Genomic DNA, 24,389 nt, shown 5'->3' with positions numbered 1-24,389 from the left:
CTTACCAGAATCTGAATCGCTTTTCGTTGATTCGGTTTCTGAAGATCCAGTTGTCGAAAATATCTCGAGACAAGTGGATTTCAAGACCAAGATTAACTGTCATGTATCCATCGTATCTATGGGTAAGACCTGATCCTCTTCGGATTCGGCCATTGTTTCTTAGGATTTTATCGACATCAGGCAGACCGTTGTCATCCATGAAGTTCGGATTTCTGATTGCAAGCCTAAGTCGATCAGGATTATTTCCAGTGACATAATCATCCACTAGATCTAAATAAAACTCTGATACATTGTATGCAGAAATGTCATCCATGTAGTCTGTAAAAGTCCATCGGTAATTTCCTTCTAAGGTCAGATCCATGTATACATTTAACTTGTATTTGAATCCCAGTCCTGTTGGAATCACTAAAATATACCTTTCATAAGGGTTATTTTCGAGTTGTAGCGGTCGAAGGTCAACCCAGTTTCCATCTAACTGGGTTTCTGGATTGTTTGTCGACATTCCTACCCCTGCAAACAAGTACGCATTCCAAAGGGGGCGGTTGATGTTTGGTGTTTTGACTGGATATAGATAATATTCCACTATTCCGGTTACTTCCCAGTTTTGAGCTCTAAAGTCCAGATTTCTTGGAGTACGATTTGCTCTTGGATCTGATGGCGGGTCTTGACCAGACATTTTGATGTAAGAGAAATCTCCTCGAGCTCTCAGGTGGGTGCCAAAGGTATAGTGGAAACTTATATTTGCATTCCAATCGGGTTGAACTCCCTCGCTATACTTCCAAAAAGAATAGAGTTCTCCAAAATATTGGGTAGGACCGATACTCGCCGATATCGACCATGGTTCTTCAAATCGATACCTGTAGAAGCTTTGTGAATAGGCAGAGGCAGTGGAGAAAAAAAGAAAAATAAATATTAGTTTTTTCATGTTCAGACTTTACTCTAGCCTCTTTTTCTTATTAGAGCTGAAAATTAGACTTATTTTATTAGATTTTCAAACCCTGATTTCATGTGAAGATCGCGTTGTGGGAATGGTATTTCAACGTTTTCTTCCTTAAATATCCTAAAGATCTCGTAATATAATTGACTTTTAAGAACTTTTGGCCGATTGATATATTCCGAAGTCCAAACCCGAAGGCTAAAATTAAGACTACTATCACCGAATTCCTCAAATAAAACATCTGGTTCAGGTAAATTCAAAACCCCACCATTATGCTTAGCTACATCAAGTAAAATTCGTTTTATTTTTTCGGGATCTTCTTTGTATGAAACACCTACAGGGAAGTTGAATCGGATATTTCGATCATTATGTGACCAGTTTATTACTTGACTATCAATAAATTGACTATTTGGTACGATGATGCTTATGTTGTCATTTGTTACGATCATGGTTGATCTTGCGGATATTTTAATTACATCACCTGAAACATCCCCAACTTCTATTCGATCCCCTTCTTTGATTGGTTGTTCAAAAAGGATAATCAATCCACTAATGAAGTTGTTGGTGATATTTTGGAGTCCAAAACCTATACCAACACCTACCGCTCCTGCCAAGATTCCAAATGCACTTAAATCAAGGCCATTGGTTTGGAGAATAGAAAAAATACCTGCCAAGATTAAAAAGTACTTAACCATCGTTCCTATAGAGGTCCGAGTTCCTAAATCCAATCTGTAGCGGCTTAAAATCTTATTGACGATAAGTTTACGAATCCACTCGGAGCCCACAAAAAGTATAATGAAGGAAATAACCAATGTAATTATAAGTCCTATAGTCAATTTGGAATCTCCCAAATTAAAAAGGCTCAAATTCATGATTTTTTCAAACCAATCAATAATTCCCTCTGCTTTTTCTTTTGCTACTGCTTCTATTTCCTGTTCCATTAAATATTTGCCCTTATTTTTTTTTGATTTTCTACAGCTAAATCAATACCAAAAGGGTGAATCCTATAAGGCAAGTTACGATTTCTTTAATATCAATTCGAATTTGATAATGCCACAATATTAGAGAGTTTTGGCTAATTTTGGCTCATGAGCAAACACAGAGAAGAACTCGAGCATAGACTCAAACTTCGAAACATCAAGCTTTCTGACTACGAAGATATCCGCAAAATAATGATATCGATCTATCAAAATCAGGGTGGAGCTTGGACAAAATCAGAACTAAAAAATCAACTTAATGCCTTTCCTGAAGGCCAAATTTGTATAGAGGATAATGGGATTGTAGTAGCTGCGGCTTTGAGCTTAATCGTGGATTATGCGCGATTTGGAGATAATCATACCTACGATCAGATCACCGGTTTTGGCAAATTTGATACCCATGATGATGAAGGAGATACGCTTTACGGAACAGATGTATTCGTCCATGCCGATTATCGTGGGATGCGAATTGGCAGAAGATTATACGATGCCCGAAAGGAACTCTGCGAGAATTTAAATCTAAGATCAATTATCGCTGGCGGACGTATTCCTGGCTATTCGAAATATGCTGATGAGATGACTCCAAGAAAGTACATCGACTTAGTTAAAAATAAAGAGGTTTTTGATCCAGTTCTTTCGTTTCAATTAGCCAATGAGTTTCACGTCCGAAAGGTTATTACTAAATATTTGCCTTCTGATACAGATTCTAGAGCCTATGCTACTCTCCTGGAATGGATTAATATCTATTATGAAAAGGACGAAAAGTTAATTGGAAACAAGAAGTCAATCGTCAGACTTGGATTAGTACAGTGGAAAATGCGTCGTTTCTCCAATGTGGATGATTTGATGCAACAAGTTGAGTTTTTCGTAGATACGGTTTCTGGATATAAATCTGATTTTTGTCTTCTTCCTGAGTTTTTTAATGCACCGCTTCTTGCGGAATTTAATGATATGGATGCCTCAGAGGCTATTAGAAATTTGGCTGACTACACTGATGAGATTATTAGTCGAATGAGTGATCTAGCGGTTTCCTATAACGTAAATATCATCGCCGGTTCTATGCCCGAATATGATGGAAAGAAACTTAGAAATGTAAGTTACCTATGCCGAAGGGATGGTACTCAAGACAAACAATACAAATTGCATATTACTCCTGATGAAGCTTCCTATTGGGGATTGCAGGGTGGTAATGGTATCAATGTTTTTGATACTGATGCTGGAAGAATTGGAATATTGATTTGTTATGATGTGGAATTTCCTGAGTTGGGAAGAATTCTTGCTGAGCAGGAAATGGATATTCTATTTGTTCCTTTTTGGACTGATACCAAGAATGCTTTTCTTCGAGTAAATACCTGCGCCAGATCACGTGCGATCGAGAACGAATGCTACGTGGCAATCACTGGTTCTGTGGGTAACCTCCCAAAAGTTGAGAATATGGATATTCAATATTCCCAAGCAGCAATTTTCTCACCTTCTGACTTTTCTTTTCCGCATGATGCTATAGTAGCGCAAGCTTCGGAAAACGAAGAAACAATTATTGTAGCGGATGTTGATTTGGACTTATTGACCAAGCAACGAAAAGCAGGAAGTGTAAGAAACCTTGAACAACGAAGACTTGACCTTTATTCGATCCAATGGAAACAGAAAAAATAGTTGCCTTATATTTTTCTCATATTCCGGATGAAGTCTGGGAAAAAGCCTCAAAAATCAAACTACTCATCACAGATGTGGACGGAGTATTGACAGATGGTGGTATCATCTATGATAATATGGAAGTTGAGTATAAGAAATATGATGTCAAAGATGGATTGATCGTAAATCACTTGAGAAGGAATAAATTTATGGTGGGGGCAATCACCGGCCGTAACTCAAGAGTGGTAGAAAATCGATGCGAAGAATTGAAGTTTGATTTTCACTACCATGGAGTGAAGAATAAAGGAAAGAAACTCGAAGAAGTGCTTGAGACTTTAGAATTGGAGGCAGATCAAGTGGCTTATATCGGAGATGATTTGATCGATATTCCTATCCTTTCGAAGGTCGGCTTGGCGATTTGCCCGGCAGATGCGGTAGAATACGTAAAACCCTTTGCTCATTATGTTTCCAGATTTCCCGGTGGAAAAGGAGTCTTTAGAGAAATCGGCGATTTGCTGCTTCATGCCAGTCAATTGCTTGTCCCTATAATTGAAAATTTATCCCAAAAGGAAAATGATAAGAACTAATCAAGTTATGAAGATCACTGAAGATGTGATCTTGGGAGTAGATAAGCCGGTTTTGTTTTCTGGGCCTTGCGCGGTGGAGAGCTTTGATATCTGTATGGAAATCGGGACTAAAGTAAAAGAATGGGCTGAATTGTATGGGTTTTCATATGTTTTTAAAGCCTCTTTTGATAAAGCAAATCGCACATCCTCAGGTTCTTTTCGAAGTATAGGAATGGATAAATCGCTGGAGGTGCTTCAACGAGTTGGGAAGGCCCTCAATGTTCCATTAGTGACAGATATTCATGAAAGTTATCAAGCTGCTGAAGTTGCCGAGGTAGTGGATGTACTTCAGATTCCAGCTTTTCTCTGTCGTCAGACCGATCTGCTTTTGGCAGCTGGAAATACCGGAAAGGCTGTTAAAATAAAACGCGGTCAATTTATGGCGCCAGAGGATATGCAGTATGCAGTAACAAAAGTCCGATCTACGGGAAATGATAATGTATGTCTAACTGAGCGAGGATTCTCTTTAGGCTATCATAATTTGGTTGTGGATATGAGAGGGCTTCCGATCATGAGACAGTTTGCACCTGTGGTATTTGATATCACTCATTCCGTTCAGCAACCGGGTGGACAAGGAGGTACCAGTGGAGGTCAGCGGGAATTTGCACCGATTTTGGCTCGAGCGGCGGCGGCAACCGGAATTGATGGATTTTTTATAGAAACTCATCCAGAACCTGCAAAAGCCTTAAGTGATGGGCCTAACTTGATCCCTCTTCATCGTATGGGAGACTTTTTGGAAATGCTCCATGAAGCTTGGAAACTAGGCCGGAAGTACCAGGATTTTCAAGTATTGTAGTCTTAATATATGAACATTGTATTAGCTATTCTTGGTTTTTTTTATCTGCAGACTGGCTTTTCATCAACTATCAGCGATCAGATTAGATTTAGGTTGGAGTCTGATGAGCCGGGAAAGAAAATCGAAATCCGTGGAACCTCATTACTAAGCAAGGACGAGATTCAGACCTTTTATGCTAATCGAAATTTTGAAGAGGTATGGTCTGAAAATGGGATTTTGAAGGAATTAGCATATGAAATGCGATTTGAAATCCTTCAATCAAAGTTTGATGGGCTCAATCCATCAGATTACAATCTTGAGATTTTAGAGACTTTTTTTCAAACTTTCGAAAACAACAAAAAGAATAAAACTAAAAATAATCCAGGCGATTTAGCAGATTTAGATTTGATTCTAAGTGATGCTTTTTTTCATTTGGCGTCTCATCTGGAGCGCGGTAAAGTGGATCCAATAGCTTTGGAATCAACTTGGGATATTACGCGAAAGCCTAAAAAAGCAGATTATAGCGCACTGCTTGAAGAAGGTGTGAGTTCTGTTGATATACGAAGACAACTTGAAAAACTTTATCCTGATTTTGTGATTTACAAAAGGGGAAGAGAGGTAATCAGGTCAATGGATGAGCTTCGCAAGTCCGATACACTTTCTTGGAAAAGAGTAAAAATTGATAAAACAATTAAAGTAGGAGATGAAAATTCAATTATTCCAATTCTTCGAGACCGTTTGATTTTTTGGGGTTATTTATCTCAATATCCTGTTTGGGATCAAAAACGCTACGACTCGACGATGCTGAAAGGAGTCAAAGAGTTTCAGAAGAATAATGGTATGGAGCCAGATGGAGCCATCGGAAATTTGACTGGTCAGGCACTCAACTATTCACCAGAAGATCTTATAGATAAGGCTTCAGTAAACTTAGAGCGGCTTAGATGGCTTCCTGATACAGTTATAAATCATGAGTTTATACTGGTTAATATCGCAAATTATCAGTTAGACTATATTCATAATCTTGATACCTTGTTTTCGGCCAGAGTGATAGTAGGAAAGCAATATCATGAATCGCCAATCTTTACGGCAGATATGAGTTATATTGTTTTTAGCCCATATTGGAATATCCCAAATTCAATTATTAAAAATGAGATTATTCCTTCTGTAAAGAAAAACCCCAATTATTTGAATCAGAAGAATATGGAAGTGATCACTTATTCGGGAAAAGTTGTTGATCCTGGTTCCATTAATTGGTCTTCTAAATCATTTCCTTACCTAATAAGACAAAAACCTGGTGGAAGTAATTCTTTGGGGTTAGTGAAATTCATGTTTCCAAATCGATATAGCGTCTATATACATGATACCCCGTCGAAAGCTTTATTTACAAAGGAAGAGCGTGCACTTAGTCATGGATGTATAAGAGTTCAAGATCCAATAAAACTAGCGTCATTACTTCTAAAAGATAATCCAGAATGGACTTCAAAAAAAATCGATGAAGCTATGCATCAAAACGTCGAGCGTATTGTGAATTTGGAAAAGAAAATCCCTGTTGTATTACTTTATCTTACTTTTTGGGCGGATTCGAATGGAAAAGCTTATTTCAGGCCGGATATCTATGATCGTGATCAGGAAGTGTTAGAATTTTTGAGGAATTAAGGTTGTAGAAGCTGGGAGCTTGAGAGGTAATTTTCGTCTTTAGCGAAAACAAATAAAAGTGAACCGTCCTTGATCAAGTTGATTGCTTTGGTTGACAATTCCGAAGGTAAGGCCGGACAACCTAGACTTCTCCCTAGCCTTCCGTTTATTTTTGCAAAAGACTCATTTGCATAGTCTGCACCGTGAATAACTATTGCTCGGTTTCTGGCTTGGTCATTAACACCTTTTTCAAGGCCATCTAAACGTAAAGAATATCCGTGTTTTCCTTGATAAGTCTCTCCAGTCATATAGAAACCAAGGCTGCTTTGATAAGACTCTGGTTTGTTCGAAAACTTACTCGCCATAAGTTCTCCTGAATTTCTTCCATGGGCAACTACCGAGTGGAGAAGTACTTCCTTTTCTTCGGGAGCAATCACCCAAAGGCGTTTTTCTGTAGAAGGAAGACTAAAATCAATGATCGTTAGAACTCGAGTTTTTAATTCCTGATCCAATTTTTCCCATCCTATGTAGGCTAGCTTGAATACCTCCTTTGAAGGTAATTCAGGATTTTTTGATTTTAAACTTTCGTATATGCTATCAATTGAATCGATTGATTTGTCGCCTGTCTCAGGAAAGGAAGCATCAATATTAGTAGGGATAAAACTCGCAAATAATACAAGTAGTGAAAGAAATAAGATGGATAGTCGCATAGAGATTCAGAAATATGAATGTAGAGAACTTTCTGGTGATTGAAATTTGTCTACCTATTGGTTATACATCTTATAAATCAAAAATTCAGAAATTTGGTTCCGGGAACCTATTTCGAAGAAATTGGGGTTTATTATCCGGATCAATAAAAATAACGAAAGTTAATAGCAGAATATTATTCTGTAAATTTATAAACTCCAAAGAAAAAATAATTCGTTGAATAGCAAGGTTTTGGAAATTTTGTTTAACGAAATTTTATAAAAATTAAACAAAAATAAATAATCAGGGTTCAACATCCAATGAAAGTATCCGTATTCAGAAAAGAGCATTTCAATGCCGCGCACAGATTAAACAATCCCTCTTGGTCAGAAGAAAAAAACCAAGCCATATTCGGGAAGTGTAACAATCCTAGTTTCCATGGTCACAATTACGAATTGTTTGTGGAACTGTTTGGGGAAATTGATCCAGATACTGGATATGTCTATGACATGAAAATATTAAGTGATCTTATAAAAGAACACGTTTTAAATAAATTTGACCACAAAAATTTAAACTTGGATACCGATGAATTCAGTAAACTTAATCCAACCGCTGAGAATATTGCAGTGGTTATTTGGAATATTTTAAGGGAAAAAATTGATCGGAGATTCGAATTAAAGATTCGACTTTATGAAACAGAAAGAAACTTTGTTGAATACAATGGGAATTAATATTTCCAACTCCTCATTTGATGAATTGGGAGAAGACCATGTAGGAACTTCCTTTGAAACTCCCCTTAGAGAGGATGCTTTCGAAATGGATGACAACTTGAAAATTGAACTTATTGAGAAGCACTTCAGAGAGATCATGCACATCATGGGGTTAGATCTCACCGATGACAGTCTCCAAGGAACGCCGCACCGTGTCGCGAAGATGTATGTGAAAGAGGTTTTTAGCGGATTAAATCCCAAGAATAAGCCTGCTGCTAAACTATTCGAGAATAAGTATAAGTATAATGAGATGTTGGTAGAAAAAGATATCACATTTCATTCTCATTGCGAGCATCACTTTGTGCCAATTTATGGTAAAGCTCACGTTGCTTATATCTCCAACGGAGATGTTATTGGCCTTTCCAAAATCAACCGGATTGTTCAGTATTATTCCAAAAGGCCACAAGTTCAAGAGCGATTGACTATGCAGATTGGTAATGAATTGAAAGAAGCTTTAGGAACCGAGGACGTAGCAGTGATCATGGATGCATACCACATGTGTGTAAGTTCTCGTGGTGTCCAGGATACAAACAGTTCCACTGTAACTTCATTCTATTCAGGAAAATTTCAGCACGATGAGCACACCCGACAAGAGTTTTTGAAATATATCGAATTGAAAAAATAGAATTCAGAAGACTAGACCAACAAAGCCGGATTTTTGTCCGGTTTTTTTTTGACTTTCTAAAACAAAAAACATCCAAAATTGCTTTTATAGACTATATGAAAGGTAAAAATATTGTAATAATTGGAGGAAACTCCGGGATTGGAAAAGCACTAGCCGATCAACTTTCCGACGCTGGAGCTCATCTTTTCTTGTATTCAAAAAGTGGAAATGGGACTAATGTTCTGGACGTTTCTGTAGACTTTGATCAAATTCTTGACCTTCCAGAGGTCATTGATGGATTGGTTTATTGTCCAGGTACAATCAACCTGAAGCCATTTCACCGGATAGCCATTTCAGATTTCCAAAATGAAATGGACATTAATTTTTTTGGAGCAGTACGAGTTCTTCAGGCCTGTCTTAAAGGATTGAAAAAGTCCGATTCTGCTTCAGTCGTTTTATTTAGCACTGTTGCAGTGCAGACTGGGATGGGATTTCATGCAGGAATAGCTTCCGCAAAGGGGGCTGTTGAAGGATTAACCAGATCCTTGGCAGCTGAGTGGGCTCCCTCCAAAATCAGAGTAAATTCGATTGCTCCATCTCTGACGGATACACCTCTGGCATCAAACCTGCTGTCTACTCCTGAGAAAAAAGAAGCATCAGACAAGCGACATCCACTGGGAAGAATAGGTTCTCCGGAAGATCTTGCTAACGCTGCATTCTATCTACTATCGGAAAACTCCTCATGGATGACAGGTCAAATCCTGCATTTAGATGGAGGTATGTCAAATCTTAAATAAGATCTTTAAACAATTTGACTTCGAAAAGTGTACTCTTAATGGGTATTGTCCCGAGAAGTAAGAACTGTGAATATGAAGACACCACCTGAATCATTCTTATTATTCAAAGAAGAATTGAGGAAAGCCCAACTTGAGAAAGAAAGGCTCAAAAAGGAGTATGATCAAAAATTGAGCGGAGTCAATAAAGAACTCGAACGTCTCAAAGAGCAAATCCAAGCTCAACAGGAAATGCTTCGTACTACCTTGGATTATGCATCCAATCTTGAAGTAAAGCTTGATCAAATCAAGTCAGATGTAATTATTTCTCAGTCTCAAAAAAATAAATCTGTTTATTGATTAAACACGCCTGTCATGAACGAAACTCAATATCCTTCCGAAACGCGAGATTTTGAATTAGCCTTTGAGGAGAAATATGCTCGGGTGCTAATTAATGTGGAGAAAAAAATGGTTATCTGTGAATTGCTTGCGGATTACATACCTATCGATGATTTCAAAGAGACTTTTTATAGAATCGGAGATTTGGTCAAAGAAGGAGACTTTCAAAAATTCATTTTTGATAAGCGTTCCTTGCGGGCATTTCATCAACCTACGATGGAATGGTACTTTATCCATTGGAAAAGTGAAATGCTTAAATACGGTGTAACCAAACATCGAAAAATACTTCCTTCAGAAAAGTGGTTTGAAAAAATGGTTCAAATAGCCAAAGCTCAAATCCTCCAAAATTACCCTGAAAATATTATAGACCAGTTGGATATACAGTATTGTGACTCCATCGAAGAAGCAATAATGAAATGATAAAACATTTCGATCAAGAAGCAATACTTTCGGCAGACTCCTTTTACCGGAGAAATCTAATTAATTGCCTCTCAGGTTATAAGAGTTTAAATTTAATTGGAACTCAGAATAAGGAAGGCGTAACCAATCTCGCTCCTTTTTCACAGGTCTTTCATATTGGGGCATCTCCTCCTTTGGTAGGGATTTTATTTCGTCCTCATACTGTAAAGCGTGATACGCTTGAGAACATTCTGGAAACTGGCTTTTTTACTCTTAATCATGTCACCTCCGAATTTTACAAGGAAGCCCATTGGTCCTCCGCGAATTGGGATGGCTCGGAATTTGAAAATACGAGTTTAGTCCCCGAATACTTACTTGGTTTCTCAGCACCATTTGTGAAAAACAGTCCTTTAAAACTTGCTTGCGAACTGGTTGAGACGCAGACTTTGAAGGTAAATCAGACTGTGCTGTTAATAGGTAGTATTTCACATATCTTCGTAGAAGAAAAAGGCTTGAGGGTTGATGGCTCTTTGGATTTGAATGTGCTAGACACAGTAACTGTTTCTGGTTTGGATGAGTATCACAAAGGATTGAAGCTAAGTAGGTTGAGCTATGCTAAGCCTGTTCAGATGCCATCTGAAATTTAATTTTTGGCCAAAAAAACTAAATAGAAAAATCCTCCATTCAATTTCTAATACAAAGACAGTCTTCTTTTAAGATTTTGTAACAATAAATTGAAACTCCTAGAACTTACCGAATCAGGTTTATTTTGCCCGGCCGCCGGAATTTATATTGATCCCTGGAGATCGGTGGATCGTGCCGTAATTACTCATGCACATTCGGACCATTCTCGCTGGGGGATGAAACATTACCTGGCACATCATCATTCTGCCGAAGTTATGAGGCTTCGCCTTGGAAAAGAAATTAGCCTTCAGACCCTTGATTACAACCAAGACATTCACATCAATGGAGTTAAAATCTCCCTCCATCCGGCAGGTCATATTCCCGGTTCATCTCAAGTTCGGATAGAATATCAAGGGAAAGTAGCCGTCGTCAGCGGTGACTACAAAGTTGATTCAGATGGTTTATCCACGCCATTTGAACCTGTCAGATGTCATGAATTCGTGTCCGAATGTACTTTCGGACTTCCGATCTATAAATGGGAAAGCCAATCAGAAATTTTTAAAGAGATCAATTCCTGGTGGAGGTCAAATGTCGCGGAAGGAAGGAATACCGTGCTTTTTGCTTACTCCTTAGGAAAGGCTCAGCGTATCCTCCAAAACCTTGATCAAAGTGTCGGTTCAGTATATGTACATGGGGCCATCTGGAATACCAATCAAGCATTAATCGCTAATGGAATTGATATCTGGGATGTCCCAAAAGTGACAGCGGATTTACCCAAGTCTGCTTTCAAAGGTTCTTTGATTATTGCCCCACCCTCAGCCATGGGTACGCCTTGGATTCGCAGATTTTCTCCTTACCGAACAGGAATTTGCTCTGGTTGGATGGCTGTGAGAGGGGCAAGGAGAAGGCGAGCTTCAGATCGTGGATTCGTTCTTTCAGATCATGCCGATTGGGAAGGCTTGGTTTCAGCCATCACTGCTACTGAGGCAGAAAGAGTCTATCTGACTCATGGGAATACGGCGTCATTTGGAAGGTTTCTTCAAGAGGAGCGAGGGATTGACGCAGTTGAATTGAAGACACTTTTTGGGGAAGAGGAAGAATCTTGAATTTTTTTTAATTTCTGCACGTAGGTTATTGAATTCAAAATTATAAGGATTTAAAATCTAGTCAATTTCTTTAGAAGGGCGGGGGAAGCTCATTTAATTTTCAAAAAACTCTTCTCAAAGGGTAAGTTCAATAGAACAGATATCCATTTAAAGAATATTAAAAAAAACCAAAAATCTTATGTTCTACCTTAGTCTTAATTAACTTAAAATCAATATATTGATTCGTTTAAAAATTATGATCCCATGAATTACCCAAGCATATTTAATGACGTGGTCGGTCCCGTGATGAGAGGCCCATCCAGTTCCCATTGTGCAGCAGCTTTAAGAATTGGTAGGATTTGCCATGACTTGATGAATGGTAGGATTTCTGAAATCATCATTGATTTTGATCCCAATGGTTCTCTGGCTACTACGCACAAAGAGCAGGGTTCGGATATGGGTTTGTTTGGAGGTTTTTTGGGTTGGGAAGCATATGACGAGCGATTGGTTCAATCCGAAATGCATCTCGGAGCTGCTGGAATTAAATTTGAAATCAATATCAAGGATCTTAAGTATGATCATCCAAATACCTATCAAATTACTTTAAAGAATCCCTGGGAGACTCACCAGGTAATTGCCAACTCCACTGGGGGTGGAATGATAGAAGTTATAGAAATTGATGGTGTAAAGGTCTCTTTAGCAGGAGATAAATTTGTAACCTTGATCTACTCATCTGATCTACAAAAGTTGAATAATTACCTGCTGCAATCCGGAATATTAGAGGATGTGGAGTTTCATGTTGAGAAAGGATATTTTTTGGCATTAACGTCTCAGGCTTTTTTGAATGAGTCAATTATCGAGGAGCTAAAAGAAATCGAAGGTGTCTCTCAAGTGAAGCAAATCAAGCCAGTATTACCGATTCTGGCGGGAAAAAACATAACTGTTCCATTCATCACCTGTGATGAGATGCTAGCGTATAATAAAGATAAGAATCTTAGTTTATGGGAACTGGCAGTAAAATATGAAAGTATGCGGGGAAATATTCCCGAGCATGAAGTGCTTTCAAAAATGAATGAAATTCGAATAATCCTTAAAAACGCTGTAGAAACTGGATTGAAAGGAACTGAATTTGAAGACCGTATTTTGGGGCCACAATCAGTGAATTTTAAGTCCATGATGGAAGAAAAAAAACTGATTGACGGGGATGTTTTAAACAGGATTATCATGTATGTATCCGCAATCATGGAGGTAAAGAGTTCCATGGGTGTGATCGTTGCTGCTCCCACAGCCGGATCCTGTGGAGCGATGCCAGGTGCTGTATTAGGAGTAGCTGATTCATTGGGACTTTCCGATGAGGAGACAGTCAAAGCCTTAATGATTGCCGGTTTGATAGGAGTATTTATCGCGGCTCATTCCACCTTTGCGGCTGAAGTCGGTGGTTGTCAGGCAGAATGCGGTTCTGGGTCTACTATGGCTGCCGCAGCAATTGTAAGTTTGGCTGGAGGTACCTTGAATCAAAGTATTTCTGCTGCTTCCATGGCTTTGCAAAGTTCTTTAGGAATGATTTGCGACCCAATTGGAAATAGGGTAGAAGCACCTTGCCTAAATAAAAATGTGATGGCTGCTTCAAATGCACTTTCCTGTTCGAATATGGCCTTGGCAAGTTACGATCATCTAATTCCATTGGACGAGGTAATAGAAACCATGTATGAAGTAGGAAAAAGTATTCCCAATACCCTAAGATGTACCAATTTGGGAGGGCTTTCTATTACGAAAACTGCCAAGGAAATCGAAGCTAGACTTACTCAGAAGCATTTTTATAAAAGTTGCTAAGAACTCAAAGATCTTAAAATCAAAAAAATAAGTAGGTGAAGCAAAAGATGTTCTTCTGATTCACCTACTCTTTTTATTACTCATAAACCACATCGCCTTTAGATTCGAACCAATGTCCGTATCGATCTTTATGAATTCCTTCGACTCTATTTCGTTTTACTTTTAAAGTAGGAGTCAATAATCCGTTGTCTACAGACCAATCCTCTTCCATAATAATCACCTTGGCAATTTTCTCATAGCTTTCAAGGTCAAGATTGAGTTCGTTGATAGTACCCATCAGTGACTTCTCCAATATTGCTTTACTTTTTGACTTTCCAAGTTCAGATACTACGACCAAAGCAATTGGTTGAGGAATACCAGTTCCTACAATACAGACCTGATCAATGTCTCCGTTTTTCAACAACTCCAATTCAATAGGTGCAGGACTGATGTATTTCCCTTTGTCTGTTTTGAATTGATCTTTGATACGTCCGGTAATAGATAGGTAGCCATCATGATCGAATTCTCCAATGTCTCCAGTTCTTAAAAAACCATCTTCAGTAAACATCTCAGCTGTTTTCTCTGGCTCTTTAAAATAACCTTCCATTAGGCAATCACTCTTAATCAGGATCTCGCCCTCTCCAGATAGTTTCGATATAACTCCAGGCAGTGGTCTACCTACAGTACCAAATTTATTAGAGCCAGGTAAATTAAAATGCGAAAGAATACAATCTTCTGTCATACCATACGCTTGATTGATTTCTATACCAAGTTTTGCGTACCATTTCTGCAAGCTAATCGCGATAGGTGCTGCACCAGAAAAATTTGCTAATGAGGCATCCAAGCCTAATTTCTTTCGGATTTTTTTCTTGATAAAACCACCTAAAATTGGCAGACTAATGAGCCGGTCCAGTTTTTTTTGAGGCATCTTTTCGAGAATCTTTTCTTGGAATTTCTGCCAAATTCGAGGTACTCCAAAGAATGTTTCAGGCTGAACCAAAGCAAGGTCCTCTCCAAATGTGGCAAGTGATTCTGGGAAGCTTACGCAAGCACCGCGGTAGACAGCAGATAGTTCAACCCCCGCTCTTTCAGCAATGTGGGTCATCGGTAGATAAGAGAAGTATCGAGGTTGTTTAGGTAATTTAATAACCTCAAATGCTGTATTGAGCAAGGTGTTAAAATTACCCACAGTGTGCATGACACCTTTAGGGCTACCAGTAGTTCCTGAGGTGTACATGATGGTCATAAGGTCTTCATGCTTCTGATCAATTAGACCTTTTAAAGCCTGATTTTTTGCTACAAGCCCTTCCCAACTGAGAGGTTCATTAATGTCATATAGTTCAACTCCAATTATCGGAATTTGAGGTATCCCTGATTTTTGCTGACTATAATCGTCCAATTTGCCGACTATGATGGCTTTTGACTCACTATGAACCAATATTTCATTAATTGACTCTGCGCCTAAAGTGGGATATATGGGTATGGAAATGCATTCTGCCATCATAATAGCGAGATCTGCCATGATCCAATGGGCGCAATTCTTAGAAAGAAGTGCAACATGACTGCCTTTTGACAGTCCCATGGCTTTTAATGCAGAAGCTATTTTTCGTATTTCTTGGTCTGCTTCTTGAAAAGTGTATTCCTTAAATACCCTATTAATAGGTTGTCTTAGGAATGTTTTGCTTGGTGTTGTATCTACCCAATGGGCAAACGCCTCCAAGGGAGTATTAAAGCTTTTCATGTATCGGTTATTTTAGGTTAATAGAAATATAGGAATTTTATTTTTTTGAAAAGAGAAATATCACCTAACGGCTATTTCTCCCAATTGATGAATCGTGTTTTGGATTGATCCTTCAATGCTTTTTCCATTCTTATCCTTCACTTGATATTGAATTTCCATGACCCATGTTGGTTTAATGTCGGGGATAGTCAGCGTTATCGTTTTTCCATCTTTCCCTAACTCCGCTTTGGTGACAGGTAGAGTTTTTTCATTGTAGTGCTTTGATCCATAATTCCTTGATCTCAACAAATCCCATGTTTCTACGGTATAATTAGCAACTTGATTGACGCTAGTTTGATCGAGTTCATCGGTAAATCTTAGCTCAATTCCTGCAGTAGTGGCCTTGATTCCAATTGGAATAACCATGGGTTGATTTACTTTTCTTATTCGATAAAGTCCTCCCAATTGTGGCTGTGTGGAACCCCAAGCAGATAAGCCACAGAGGTACAACTGCTCATCTCCGGGATTGAATCGACCACGCATCACACCGGTAGAAAATCTCGGAATAGGTAATTCGAAAATGCCTCCCTGTACCTGATCCACAACTGTCTCGTATGGAATTACAAAGACTTTTCCATAGCCATAGGAGAAGTTTAGGAGTTTCCCATTCAGCGCTCCCCACTTTTTGCTATCTACCCACAAAAGTTCAGAAGGTGATTGATCAATATCTCGCTCTACCCAAACTAAGGGAAGTTCCATTCCATTTTCAGTGCTGTCAGGAGGTGGGTTGTAGCTAAACATGTTTCCATAGAATCCGCCTTCTTTTACCCAGTTGATTCTATTCATCGGGTTCCAGTGACCTTCCTGATCCGTTACGATAAAAGTGCCGTCAGGATTGATGCAAACCCCGTTTGCTGCTCTGAAACCTCTTGCGACGATATCGGTTTTTTGACCGTCCTTGCTGACTTTGATAAGTGTCCCATGCTGGGGAATCAAAGCTTCTCTGGCATGGCGGGCACTTTTGGCGTAATAAAAATTGCCTTCATCATCAACCTGAAGCCCCATGGCAAATTCATGGAAGTGATCGGTCACTTGATGATCATTGTTAAAGCTTTCATAAAAGTCTGTTTCCATGTCTCCATTATAATCATGCAAGCGAACAAGTTGATCTCGGCAGGTGACATAAATTTCTTCTTTCACCACTTTTATTCCCAAAGGCTGAAACAAACCTGAAGCGATACGTTGCCAAGTAAGTTCTCCGGAATCCTCGAGGAAACCTTCTACCAACCAAACGTCTCCGTCAGTAGAGCAAATCACACCTTTGTTGGGATCTTTGAAAAAGTCCAGACCGCTTAGTCTGAATTGATTTTTCCAAGGGCTATCAAATGGTGGATTCAGAATGTCCACTTGAAAGGGACCTTCTTGCTCGCCCTTCTGAATTTCTGTAGTTAATATTTGAGGGTATCTGGCAGGACCTCCTTTGATCAAGGTATTCAAATCCTCTGGTTGTGATGAAGATTTAGAATACTGCTGGAGTCCTGTTACTTCTGACTTTGCTATCAATAATTTGATTTTCAGAGATTTGTTAGGATTTACTTCCAATACTTTAAATCCTCCTTGATCTTTTAATTCCGCTCCGTCACCTACCAATGCAACAGCTGTAGTCCTTGGGGCAACTCTCATTCTGAGTGGTTTGTCAGAGGGAGATATGTTTAGTGTTCGGGTGAAAACAGGTTGATCATCCAAAGTTTCCAGTCCAAAAGTTTCCAATACTCTTGCTTTGCCCACCGTGTATGAAATAATTACCCGATCATTGAATTGGTATAGACCCTCGTAATGAGTCCAATCTCTTGGCAATGGGCCAAACTTCCTTTTGTCTCTTGCCGTAAATCTGGGATCATCAAAGCTTCCGGTGGCTGGGTTTGCCCAAGCCGGTGCAACAGGATTTTCAAAATGTAATTCTCCGATTGTTCTAGGGGAAATGTTGTGTCTTCCGTTAAATAAAATTGCTTCCCAATCTATAAAGCCTTCACCTGTCCAAGCGCCTGCAACCCTCATCAGATCGTGATCAAACATCATCCAAGCTTTGCCAGCGGCAACTCCTCCTTCCCCTTTGTCAAGTCTTACTGCAATGCCCTTATAAGCAAAATTGGAATTCACCAGATTTTCATCTGGTAGCGGAGCTGGACCACCAGAGCGTTCTCTTGGAGCTTCATCAAGTCCTGCGAGTTCATAGGTATTTATTAAAAAATTCCCATAATCCATTTCAGCCCAAGGTTTGAATTCTTTGGGAGCAGGACCAATATTCATTCCAGAAGGTAAGCTTGCGAGATATGTGGAGTCTACTTCTAAATATTGATTCGGATTGTCTTCTTTTAAAAATTCTTCCCTTAAGTAATTGATAATATCATACTTTTCTACCGGGGTTAAATTGACTTGTGGTGGCATTGACCCGTAGCCTCTGGTAAGCGTTTGATAGATCGAATAGGGATCTTTTCCTACTTTAAATTCATCCTTCCAAAATTTAAAAGCATTTGGCATTGAGCCTTCCTGATCAGGATTTCCATGGCAATTGAAACAGATATTGTTATAAATATGCTCGCCTGTTCGAATAGATTCCCCTTGCCTATCATCCCATGCAGTTAAGAGTCCTTCATGGTCAATATCCTTTTCATAATCCGGGAGGTCTGATTCCTGAAGGTTAAAACCAATTGGAATTTCTGATTCTGTTGTATTGGAATTACATCCTATGAAAATCAGAAGGAATAAAAGAGAATTCAAACCAAACAGGAGTCTTTTCATAATTAGGTTAAGTGGGCTTATTTGCTAATTCTATTTCAATATTCATTTCTGTTCAAGAATCGATTTTAAATTAAGGTAAACTTCTGATAGAGAGTAGAGAAAATACATATTTCTTCGAGAGTACTGTATTATAAAAGGATGCTTTCTTTAATAGCAAACTTGTTTGCTATTGGAATTTGGAACTTAATCTGATTGTGCTTTCAGTTTTTTGATTTGTCAGAGCTATTTGGAATACCAACCAAGGTTCAATTACAAATGGAATGGAAATCTGGAATGTAAAAAAGTAACAGCTGAAACACCCAAGTATAGTTTCAAAGGTTCCCTGGTTATCGCTCCTCCATCAGCCATGTTTACTGCTTGAATGCGGAGATTCTTAACTAATCGATCTGGAGTTTGCTCTGGCTATCTGGCTGTCCGAGTAGCAAGAAGAAGACGAACCGCAAACCGTGGCTTTGTGCTTTCGGATCATGGGGAATGGTAAGGATAGGTTTTTGCCACAGAATCTGAAAAAGTCTACCTCACTCATGGGAATACTGCTTCATTTGGAAGATTTCTGCAGGAAGAGCGAGGGATAGATAGGTTTGAATAAAAGATACTATTTGGAGAAGAGGAATAAATTTAGTGGCATATGCAAAACCTTGAAAATAATTTTTCAGTTTTAAATTTAAGTTCGATTTAAATCCAGTCTATTATGAAACCACTTTCATTAGTATTTCTGATTTGTCTTTTTTTTGTTGAGTTTTCTTTCGCCAAAGAGACTCAAGATGAGTTTGTAATCAAAAATGCTAATTATTCATTTGAGCTAATACCACTTCCTCAAACAGGTTTTCACAAAGGAGGTAGTGCTTCAGGTCCAAAAATGATTCAAGTAATTGGAAAACCGGATCAAGTCTTCAAACAGGTCTGGCCTGAATTCTCAATCAAATCTGAATGGGAAAAGAGCGAATACAGTTTAAAGCTTACAAGTTCTGATCAGGAAATCAATTCCGCATTTTTAAAAGAAGTCTTAGACGATCTGATAAATAGATATCCTGATCGATTCTCAATAGGAACTAAGTCAATAGAGTTCAATTGCATGAAAGTTGAAGACGATTCACTTTTGAAGAATGCCTTGTTTAATCCCAATCGAGGAATTGAAAAGTTCATTGCCCATAAAAATAATTCAGTAGAGGTTAAAGGACTTAAACTTGAAGAAATTGCAGAATGGCTTACTGAAAACACGCAGTATTCATTCGGCTTCTTAGGAGATCAGGAGGGGGTTTATGAAGTCAAAATAAATCTTACCTCTGCAAAAACCTTAGCTTGTTCCCTTGAAAAAATAGGTCTGAATACTGCTGTCTGCAAGTGTCAAGTAGAGGAAATAATATTGATGGATTAACTGAATCAGTTAAATTGCCTTTAATGAAGCCTTTCGGATTTAGTATATCAGTTCTTCTTATTATTGGACTTCTGTCTTTTTCCTGCCAAGAGAAAGTGAGTCACGAATCAAATGGATTTTTTAATTCAGTTTCAGGCAGTCATTCGATTGATTCCTTAGGGCTCACCTTGATTCACGAGCATATGCTAGTCGATTTCATTGGTGCGGATTCGGTTTCCGAGGATCGATATAATCGGGATTCTGTAGTTCAAAAAGTCTTGCCATATCTTTTGGAGGTCAGAAAACTTGGTGTCAAAACTATCTTCGATTGTACTCCATCCTATTTAGGAAAAGATCCAGAGCTTTTAAAGATTTTGAGTGAAAAGTCGGGAATTCAGCTGGTTACTAATACAGGGTATTATGGAGCTGTGGATGGGAAATACTTGCCCAAACATGCATTTTCTGAGTCAGCTGAGGAACTTGCGGCTAGATGGATTGATGAATTTGAAAATGGGATTTCTTCCACCGGCATTAAACCTGGATTCATCAAAATATCTGTAAATGCGGAGGAACCGTTGCGTGATGTCGATTCCAAACTCGTTAGAGCTGCTGGAATAACTTTTCAGAAGACTGGTTTACAAATTGTCTCTCATACAGGTCCTTGGTTTGCGGCTTCGCAGGAAGTTGCGGTTTTGCAAGAAATGGGAATTGATCCTTCGGCTTTCGTTTGGGTGCATGCCCAAAATGAACCCGATTTCGAGAATTTCAAGAAAGCAGCGGAATTGGGTGTTTGGATTTCCTGGGATGGGATTGGGTGGGAAGTAGATTCCTATGTCGATCGATTACTATTTGCCAAGGAAAATGATTTTTTAGATCAGGTTTTAATCTCTCATGACGCTGGTTGGTACAAGCCAGGTGAAGCGAATGGCGGAGATTTTCAGCCTTTCACAGCGATTTTTACTGACTTAGTGCCTAAACTGGATGCTAAAGGGTTTACAAAACAAGATTGGGAAACGCTATTAATAGATAATCCCAAACAAGCTTTTGGGTTAAGTAATTAGGGAGATTAAACCGAAGGCTATCCGAAATTGTAATAAAGCCAATACAATTTACGGGGTTTGTACCTGGATAATTGGAAATCAAAATAAGCTATAGAACCCTTGTCAGGGTCAACATGTGCAACCTATTAAATACTACTGGAAATACTCCAAAATCCCTTTGGCAATTAGTGCATGTCCTTTTTCATTCGGGTGATTTCCTTGAGACATCAAGGAAACAAGATCGCCTCCAGAGATTACTTCATTTTTGAACAATGCGTAGCTATCAGCAAGGCCTACCTCGTATTTTTCTGATAAGGCACGAATTTGATTTGCATGCTGATCTAAAATGGTATCATCTTCTTTTAAATCTATTTTCTGATCGGGTGAAGGAGTTAAAAGAATGATTTTTATATCCGCTTCCAAGGCCATTTGGATCATTGATTCCCATTCAACTTTTGCGCTATCAATTCCAAGACTTCTGTCATTTAAGGCATAGTCAATAAATAGTACATCAGGTTTATGAATTAGGACATCTGATTTGAATCGCCGGGCTCCACTTTTAGAATCTTCGCCACCAATCGAGGTATTGATGATGTTAATCACAGCGTATGGATATTGTGCTTTTAGCTCCTTTAATACTAGGTAAGGATAGGATTCGAGGGTATTTACAATTGGGGTTTTGAAATAACCGGCAGGTACAGAATGTCCATGAAAAACCAAGTTGATCGTCCTGTTTTCAGGCCATTTTTTCTGGAATTCGATTTTCAGATCATTCAGATAGTCAGATGTATACTCTTTAGGCTGAAATGCAAAAAGAACTAAAGAAATTAGGATTAAGTGGAGTGACTTCATTTCAAGATCGGATAGCGTTGCTTATTGTAAGGGTAATTTAATAATCTTCGGGTGGAGGCTTTGTTTTCCATATTTGGATATGCCGATATTCTTGAGTTTTCAATAAAAGTTGGTATTTTGATATTATAAAATCATTGGAGTACGAAAAGACTGTATACCAATTTACTTTTTTGATATCTCTGTCCTAATCCATTTTAAACCCAACGCATTATGGTAGTATTTCTCATTATTGCTGGAATCATCGTGTTTCTAAGCATTATTCTAATCGGTATTTTCAACAAAATTGTAAAAAACAAAAACACAGTAAAAGATGGCTGGAGTAATATAGATGTAGCTCTTAAGCGACGCTATGACCTTATTCCTAATCTTGTGGAAACTGTAAAAGGCTATGCAAGTCATGAAAAAGAAACCCTTGAAGCGGTAATCCAAGCCAGAAATGCTGCGATGGCTGTACCTTCTGATGACATCAACCAACAGATCCAAGCAGAAAATCAAATCCAAAAAACACTGAGAAGCATCTTTGCATTAAGTGAAGCATACCCCGATCTTAAAGCCAATACTAACTTTCTTCAACTCCAAGACAAACTGAATGAAATAGAAGAAAATCTAGAACGATCAAGACGCTATTACAATGGCACTGTTCGCGAAAACAACACCTATGGGGAAAGTTTTCCAGCAGTGATGGTTGCGGGTATGTTCAATTACCAACATTTTGACTATTTCGAAACTGAGCCAGAAAGTCGTGAAAATGTAAAAGTGAGTTTTACTTGATCTGATTATCCTTTTTGATGCCATTACCCATAATTCTTTGTTTTACCGGACGTAAGACAGAAGACCGGTGACCGAAGTAGCCTAAAATCTAGTTTGGAGCTTTTTCACTGATGCTTTTGTCAAAATATTTTCAGAAAGTAAGAAACACCTATCTCTTAATTAGAAAACAATTATCCTTACAAATCTTCAGTTAAGCTTTGTAGGAACTTTAGCACTAACATGAAAAAAATCTCATTTTTATTACTCTTATTTTTTGCGCAGCTAAAAGTCTATGCTCAAGATTTTACAGTCACTTCCTACTCAGTGGAAATTACGATTCATGAGGATGGTTATTTTGATGTAGTTGAGAAATACAACCTCAATTTTGAAACTCCAAAACATGGGATTTTTCGGGATATTCAAACTTCCTATGATTTGTTGACTGAAGATCACAAGCAAGAAACCCGTAAGATCAAAGTAAGCAACATTGAAGTTCCAGGCTATAAGTTTGAGGCTCCCTCAGCATTTGGGCAGAAAATGTCCGATAATTTACAGATCAAAATCGGTGATGGCGATGTGACTTTGGAAGGCCCACAGCAGTACGAAATCAGGTATAGAGTGGAGAACGCTTTTCTTCACGAGAAGGAGGCCATACAATTCTATTGGAATATCAAGCCTAGTGATTGGAATGCTCCTTTCAATAAAATTGATTTCAAAGTTCATTTGCCTAATGGAGTCACACTTGAGGAAGGAGATTACTTTTTGTATTCCGGAATGATAGGTTCAAATGTGCCCTCCTCAGATTTTCAGTCAAGTTATTCTAATGGTACTTTTTCTGGCACCAGCAAACCTGATGTAGTTTCTTCTGGCGGAGAAGCGGTGACAGTCCTTTTGAAATTGCCTTTGGGGAGTGTTAAAGAAATCAAACCCTTCTGGCCGTTCTGGACAAATTATGGATGGATAATCATTTTGACCTTAGTCTATATTGCATTTCATGCAATTTGGAAAAAACATGGAAAAGACGATCATGTCACCACTACGACGAGTTACTATCCGCCAAAAGGTATGGATCCGGCTATGGTGGGTTACTTGATCGATGATTCTGGAGATACAACAGATTTGATATCGCTCATTCCCTTCTGGGCTTCCAATGGCTACCTCACTATTGAGGAGATAGATGAAAAGGGTTGGTTTGCCAAGGATGACACTAGGCTTAACAAATTGAAAGATCTTGAAGCTGATGCTCCTTTATATCAGCGCCAACTTTTCAATGGACTATTTGCAAGCACAACAGAAGTGCTAGTCAGTAGTCTCAAAGAGAAGTTTTATACCACAATGAGTACCGCAAGTGGTGATCTAAAAGCCGCAGCGCAGATTTACTATGTGAATAAGTCTCGTAGAATTAAAAATTTTACAATCGTCGGATTAGTAATTCTGATTTTAATTCTTACGCCATTATTTCTGTTTTTCTGGGGAATAATAGCCGCAATCGCTGTCGTAGTTTTGCTACTTTTCTTGATAGTCATGAGTCAGTTTTTGATCAAAAAGAATAAAGAAGGAACTGCGATTCTATCCGAGTTGAAAGGTTTCAAACAATTCATCAAAGTCGCTGAGGAGAACAAACTCAAAATGCTACTCAAGGAAGACCCTTCTTATTTCGAGTCTACGATGAGCTATGCCTTGGCTTTTGGCATGTTTGACAAATGGGCAAAGAAATTCGATGCCCTAAACATACAGCCACCAACCTGGTACTATTCTACTTCAGGAAGGATCATGTCAATGAATCATTTCTCCAAATCCTTTAATAATTCTATCAAATCTACCCAATCCACTATGGTGAGTTCTCCTTCCAGTTCTGGAGGTTCGGGAGGCGGAGGATCATCTGGAGGTGGATTTGGTGGCGGCGGTGGAGGAAGCTGGTAGATGATTTAAAAATTATCATTATTCTGGGTGAAGTCAGAAGCTTAATTTCTTTATTTTAATAGACCAAAGACCGATGACTGAAGTAGGGATTTCCAAATGTTGATCATTTCTTAAGAGGCTTTCAATTTTCTACTTAAGAAAAGTAAAGTATCTCATAAATTATAAAACAAATCTTATGAAATCGAGCGGGTCGTAATCGACACACAGAGG

Annotated in this window: 22 protein-coding genes; 16 read left to right on the top strand and 6 right to left on the bottom strand. The window is 38.6% G+C overall.

Going from position 1 to position 24,389, the window contains the following annotated elements:
* Window position 1: 1 nt before the first annotated feature.
* A complete protein-coding gene (locus P8O16_RS10600) occupies window positions 2-925 on the bottom strand; it encodes a hypothetical protein (protein WP_300314348.1) in 924 nt (307 codons plus the stop codon).
* 50 nt (window positions 926-975) lie between these two features.
* Window positions 976-1,878: a mechanosensitive ion channel domain-containing protein gene (locus P8O16_RS10595; RefSeq protein WP_300314346.1), complete on the bottom strand. Its 903-nt coding sequence runs from the start codon at window positions 1,876-1,878 to the stop codon at window positions 976-978.
* A 147-nt stretch (window positions 1,879-2,025) separates the two neighbouring features.
* Here P8O16_RS10595 and P8O16_RS10590 point away from each other — a divergent pair, with 147 nt between their 5' ends.
* The 4 genes from P8O16_RS10590 to P8O16_RS10575 are packed head-to-tail and all read left to right on the top strand — an operon-like array spanning window position 2,026 to window position 6,603.
* A complete protein-coding gene (locus P8O16_RS10590) occupies window positions 2,026-3,567 on the top strand; it encodes a bifunctional GNAT family N-acetyltransferase/carbon-nitrogen hydrolase family protein (RefSeq protein WP_300314345.1) in 1,542 nt (513 codons plus the stop codon).
* Window positions 3,549-4,133 (top strand): HAD family hydrolase, encoded by a 585-nt coding sequence (locus tag P8O16_RS10585; protein ID WP_300314343.1) that lies wholly within the window; start codon window positions 3,549-3,551, stop codon window positions 4,131-4,133. Before P8O16_RS10590 ends, P8O16_RS10585 begins: the two co-directional genes overlap by 19 nt.
* Entirely contained in the window at window positions 4,120-4,968 is an 849-nt protein-coding gene (gene kdsA / locus P8O16_RS10580; protein ID WP_300314341.1) for a 3-deoxy-8-phosphooctulonate synthase, read from the top strand. Before P8O16_RS10585 ends, kdsA begins: the two co-directional genes overlap by 14 nt.
* Window positions 4,969-4,977: 9 nt before the next feature.
* Window positions 4,978-6,603: a L,D-transpeptidase family protein gene (locus tag P8O16_RS10575; RefSeq protein WP_300314338.1), complete on the top strand. Its 1,626-nt coding sequence runs from the start codon at window positions 4,978-4,980 to the stop codon at window positions 6,601-6,603.
* On the opposite strand, the gene P8O16_RS10570 is transcribed toward P8O16_RS10575, so the two are convergent.
* Window positions 6,600-7,292, bottom strand: a complete 693-nt coding sequence (locus tag P8O16_RS10570; protein WP_300314335.1) for a murein L,D-transpeptidase catalytic domain family protein — start codon at window positions 7,290-7,292, stop codon at window positions 6,600-6,602. The two genes, P8O16_RS10575 and P8O16_RS10570, sit on opposite strands and share 4 nt — an antisense overlap.
* 297 nt (window positions 7,293-7,589) lie before the next feature.
* Between P8O16_RS10570 and P8O16_RS10565 the strand changes: the two genes are divergently transcribed.
* From P8O16_RS10565 to P8O16_RS10530, 8 genes are all read left to right on the top strand, one after another.
* Entirely contained in the window at window positions 7,590-8,000 is a 411-nt protein-coding gene (locus P8O16_RS10565; protein ID WP_300314332.1) for a 6-carboxytetrahydropterin synthase, read from the top strand.
* Window positions 7,960-8,664, top strand: a complete 705-nt coding sequence (gene folE / locus P8O16_RS10560; RefSeq protein ID WP_300314329.1) for a GTP cyclohydrolase I FolE — start codon at window positions 7,960-7,962, stop codon at window positions 8,662-8,664. The genes P8O16_RS10565 and folE overlap by 41 nt, the downstream gene beginning before the upstream one ends.
* 95 nt (window positions 8,665-8,759) lie before the next feature.
* Window positions 8,760-9,440: an SDR family NAD(P)-dependent oxidoreductase gene (locus P8O16_RS10555; protein ID WP_300314327.1), complete on the top strand. Its 681-nt coding sequence runs from the start codon at window positions 8,760-8,762 to the stop codon at window positions 9,438-9,440.
* Window positions 9,441-9,512: 72 nt separating this feature from the next.
* Window positions 9,513-9,776, top strand: coding sequence for a hypothetical protein (locus P8O16_RS10550; RefSeq protein ID WP_300314323.1), 264 nt, complete (start codon window positions 9,513-9,515; stop codon window positions 9,774-9,776).
* A 15-nt stretch (window positions 9,777-9,791) separates the two neighbouring features.
* A complete protein-coding gene (locus P8O16_RS10545; RefSeq protein WP_300314321.1) occupies window positions 9,792-10,235 on the top strand; it encodes a hypothetical protein in 444 nt (147 codons plus the stop codon).
* Entirely contained in the window at window positions 10,232-10,861 is a 630-nt protein-coding gene (locus P8O16_RS10540; protein WP_300314318.1) for a flavin reductase, read from the top strand. The genes P8O16_RS10545 and P8O16_RS10540 overlap by 4 nt, the downstream gene beginning before the upstream one ends.
* An 87-nt stretch (window positions 10,862-10,948) precedes the next feature.
* On the top strand, window positions 10,949-11,944 hold the full coding sequence (locus P8O16_RS10535; protein WP_300314315.1) for a ligase-associated DNA damage response exonuclease: 996 nt from the start codon (window positions 10,949-10,951) through the stop codon (window positions 11,942-11,944).
* Window positions 11,945-12,187: 243 nt separating this feature from the next.
* Window positions 12,188-13,756: an L-serine ammonia-lyase, iron-sulfur-dependent, subunit alpha gene (locus tag P8O16_RS10530; RefSeq protein ID WP_300314312.1), complete on the top strand. Its 1,569-nt coding sequence runs from the start codon at window positions 12,188-12,190 to the stop codon at window positions 13,754-13,756.
* Window positions 13,757-13,832: 76 nt separating this feature from the next.
* On the opposite strand, the gene P8O16_RS10525 is transcribed toward P8O16_RS10530, so the two are convergent.
* Together P8O16_RS10525 and P8O16_RS10520 are read right to left on the bottom strand one after the other, a co-directional pair.
* Window positions 13,833-15,476 (bottom strand): AMP-binding protein, encoded by a 1,644-nt coding sequence (locus P8O16_RS10525; protein WP_300314309.1) that lies wholly within the window; start codon window positions 15,474-15,476, stop codon window positions 13,833-13,835.
* A gap of 60 nt (window positions 15,477-15,536) precedes the next feature.
* The gene (locus P8O16_RS10520) at window positions 15,537-18,257 is read right to left on the bottom strand and encodes a DUF6797 domain-containing protein (protein ID WP_300314306.1); all 2,721 of its coding nucleotides are present in this window, start codon (window positions 18,255-18,257) and stop codon (window positions 15,537-15,539) included.
* Between the two features lie 691 nt (window positions 18,258-18,948).
* Here P8O16_RS10520 and P8O16_RS10515 point away from each other — a divergent pair.
* Complete coding sequence (locus P8O16_RS10515; RefSeq protein ID WP_300314303.1) at window positions 18,949-19,635, top strand: hypothetical protein; 687 nt, start codon at window positions 18,949-18,951, stop codon at window positions 19,633-19,635.
* 23 nt (window positions 19,636-19,658) lie between these two features.
* The gene (locus P8O16_RS10510) at window positions 19,659-20,675 is read left to right on the top strand and encodes a phosphotriesterase (protein ID WP_300314300.1); all 1,017 of its coding nucleotides are present in this window, start codon (window positions 19,659-19,661) and stop codon (window positions 20,673-20,675) included.
* Window positions 20,676-20,807: 132 nt separating this feature from the next.
* Here the strand turns inward: P8O16_RS10510 and P8O16_RS10505 are convergent, their stop codons facing one another.
* On the bottom strand, window positions 20,808-21,506 hold the full coding sequence (locus P8O16_RS10505) for a GDSL-type esterase/lipase family protein (RefSeq protein ID WP_300314297.1): 699 nt from the start codon (window positions 21,504-21,506) through the stop codon (window positions 20,808-20,810).
* A gap of 210 nt (window positions 21,507-21,716) precedes the next feature.
* Between P8O16_RS10505 and P8O16_RS10500 the strand changes: the two genes are divergently transcribed.
* Both P8O16_RS10500 and P8O16_RS10495 read left to right on the top strand, forming a co-directional pair.
* Window positions 21,717-22,277, top strand: coding sequence for a LemA family protein (locus P8O16_RS10500; RefSeq protein WP_300314294.1), 561 nt, complete (start codon window positions 21,717-21,719; stop codon window positions 22,275-22,277).
* A gap of 219 nt (window positions 22,278-22,496) precedes the next feature.
* On the top strand, window positions 22,497-24,179 hold the full coding sequence (locus P8O16_RS10495) for a DUF2207 domain-containing protein (RefSeq protein WP_300314292.1): 1,683 nt from the start codon (window positions 22,497-22,499) through the stop codon (window positions 24,177-24,179).
* Window positions 24,180-24,389: the final 210 nt, after the last annotated feature.

The organism is Algoriphagus sp., from assembly GCF_029254265.1.
GTDB lineage: Bacteria > Bacteroidota > Bacteroidia > Cytophagales > Cyclobacteriaceae > Algoriphagus.
This window is presented reverse-complemented; position numbering and strand designations above follow the sequence as displayed.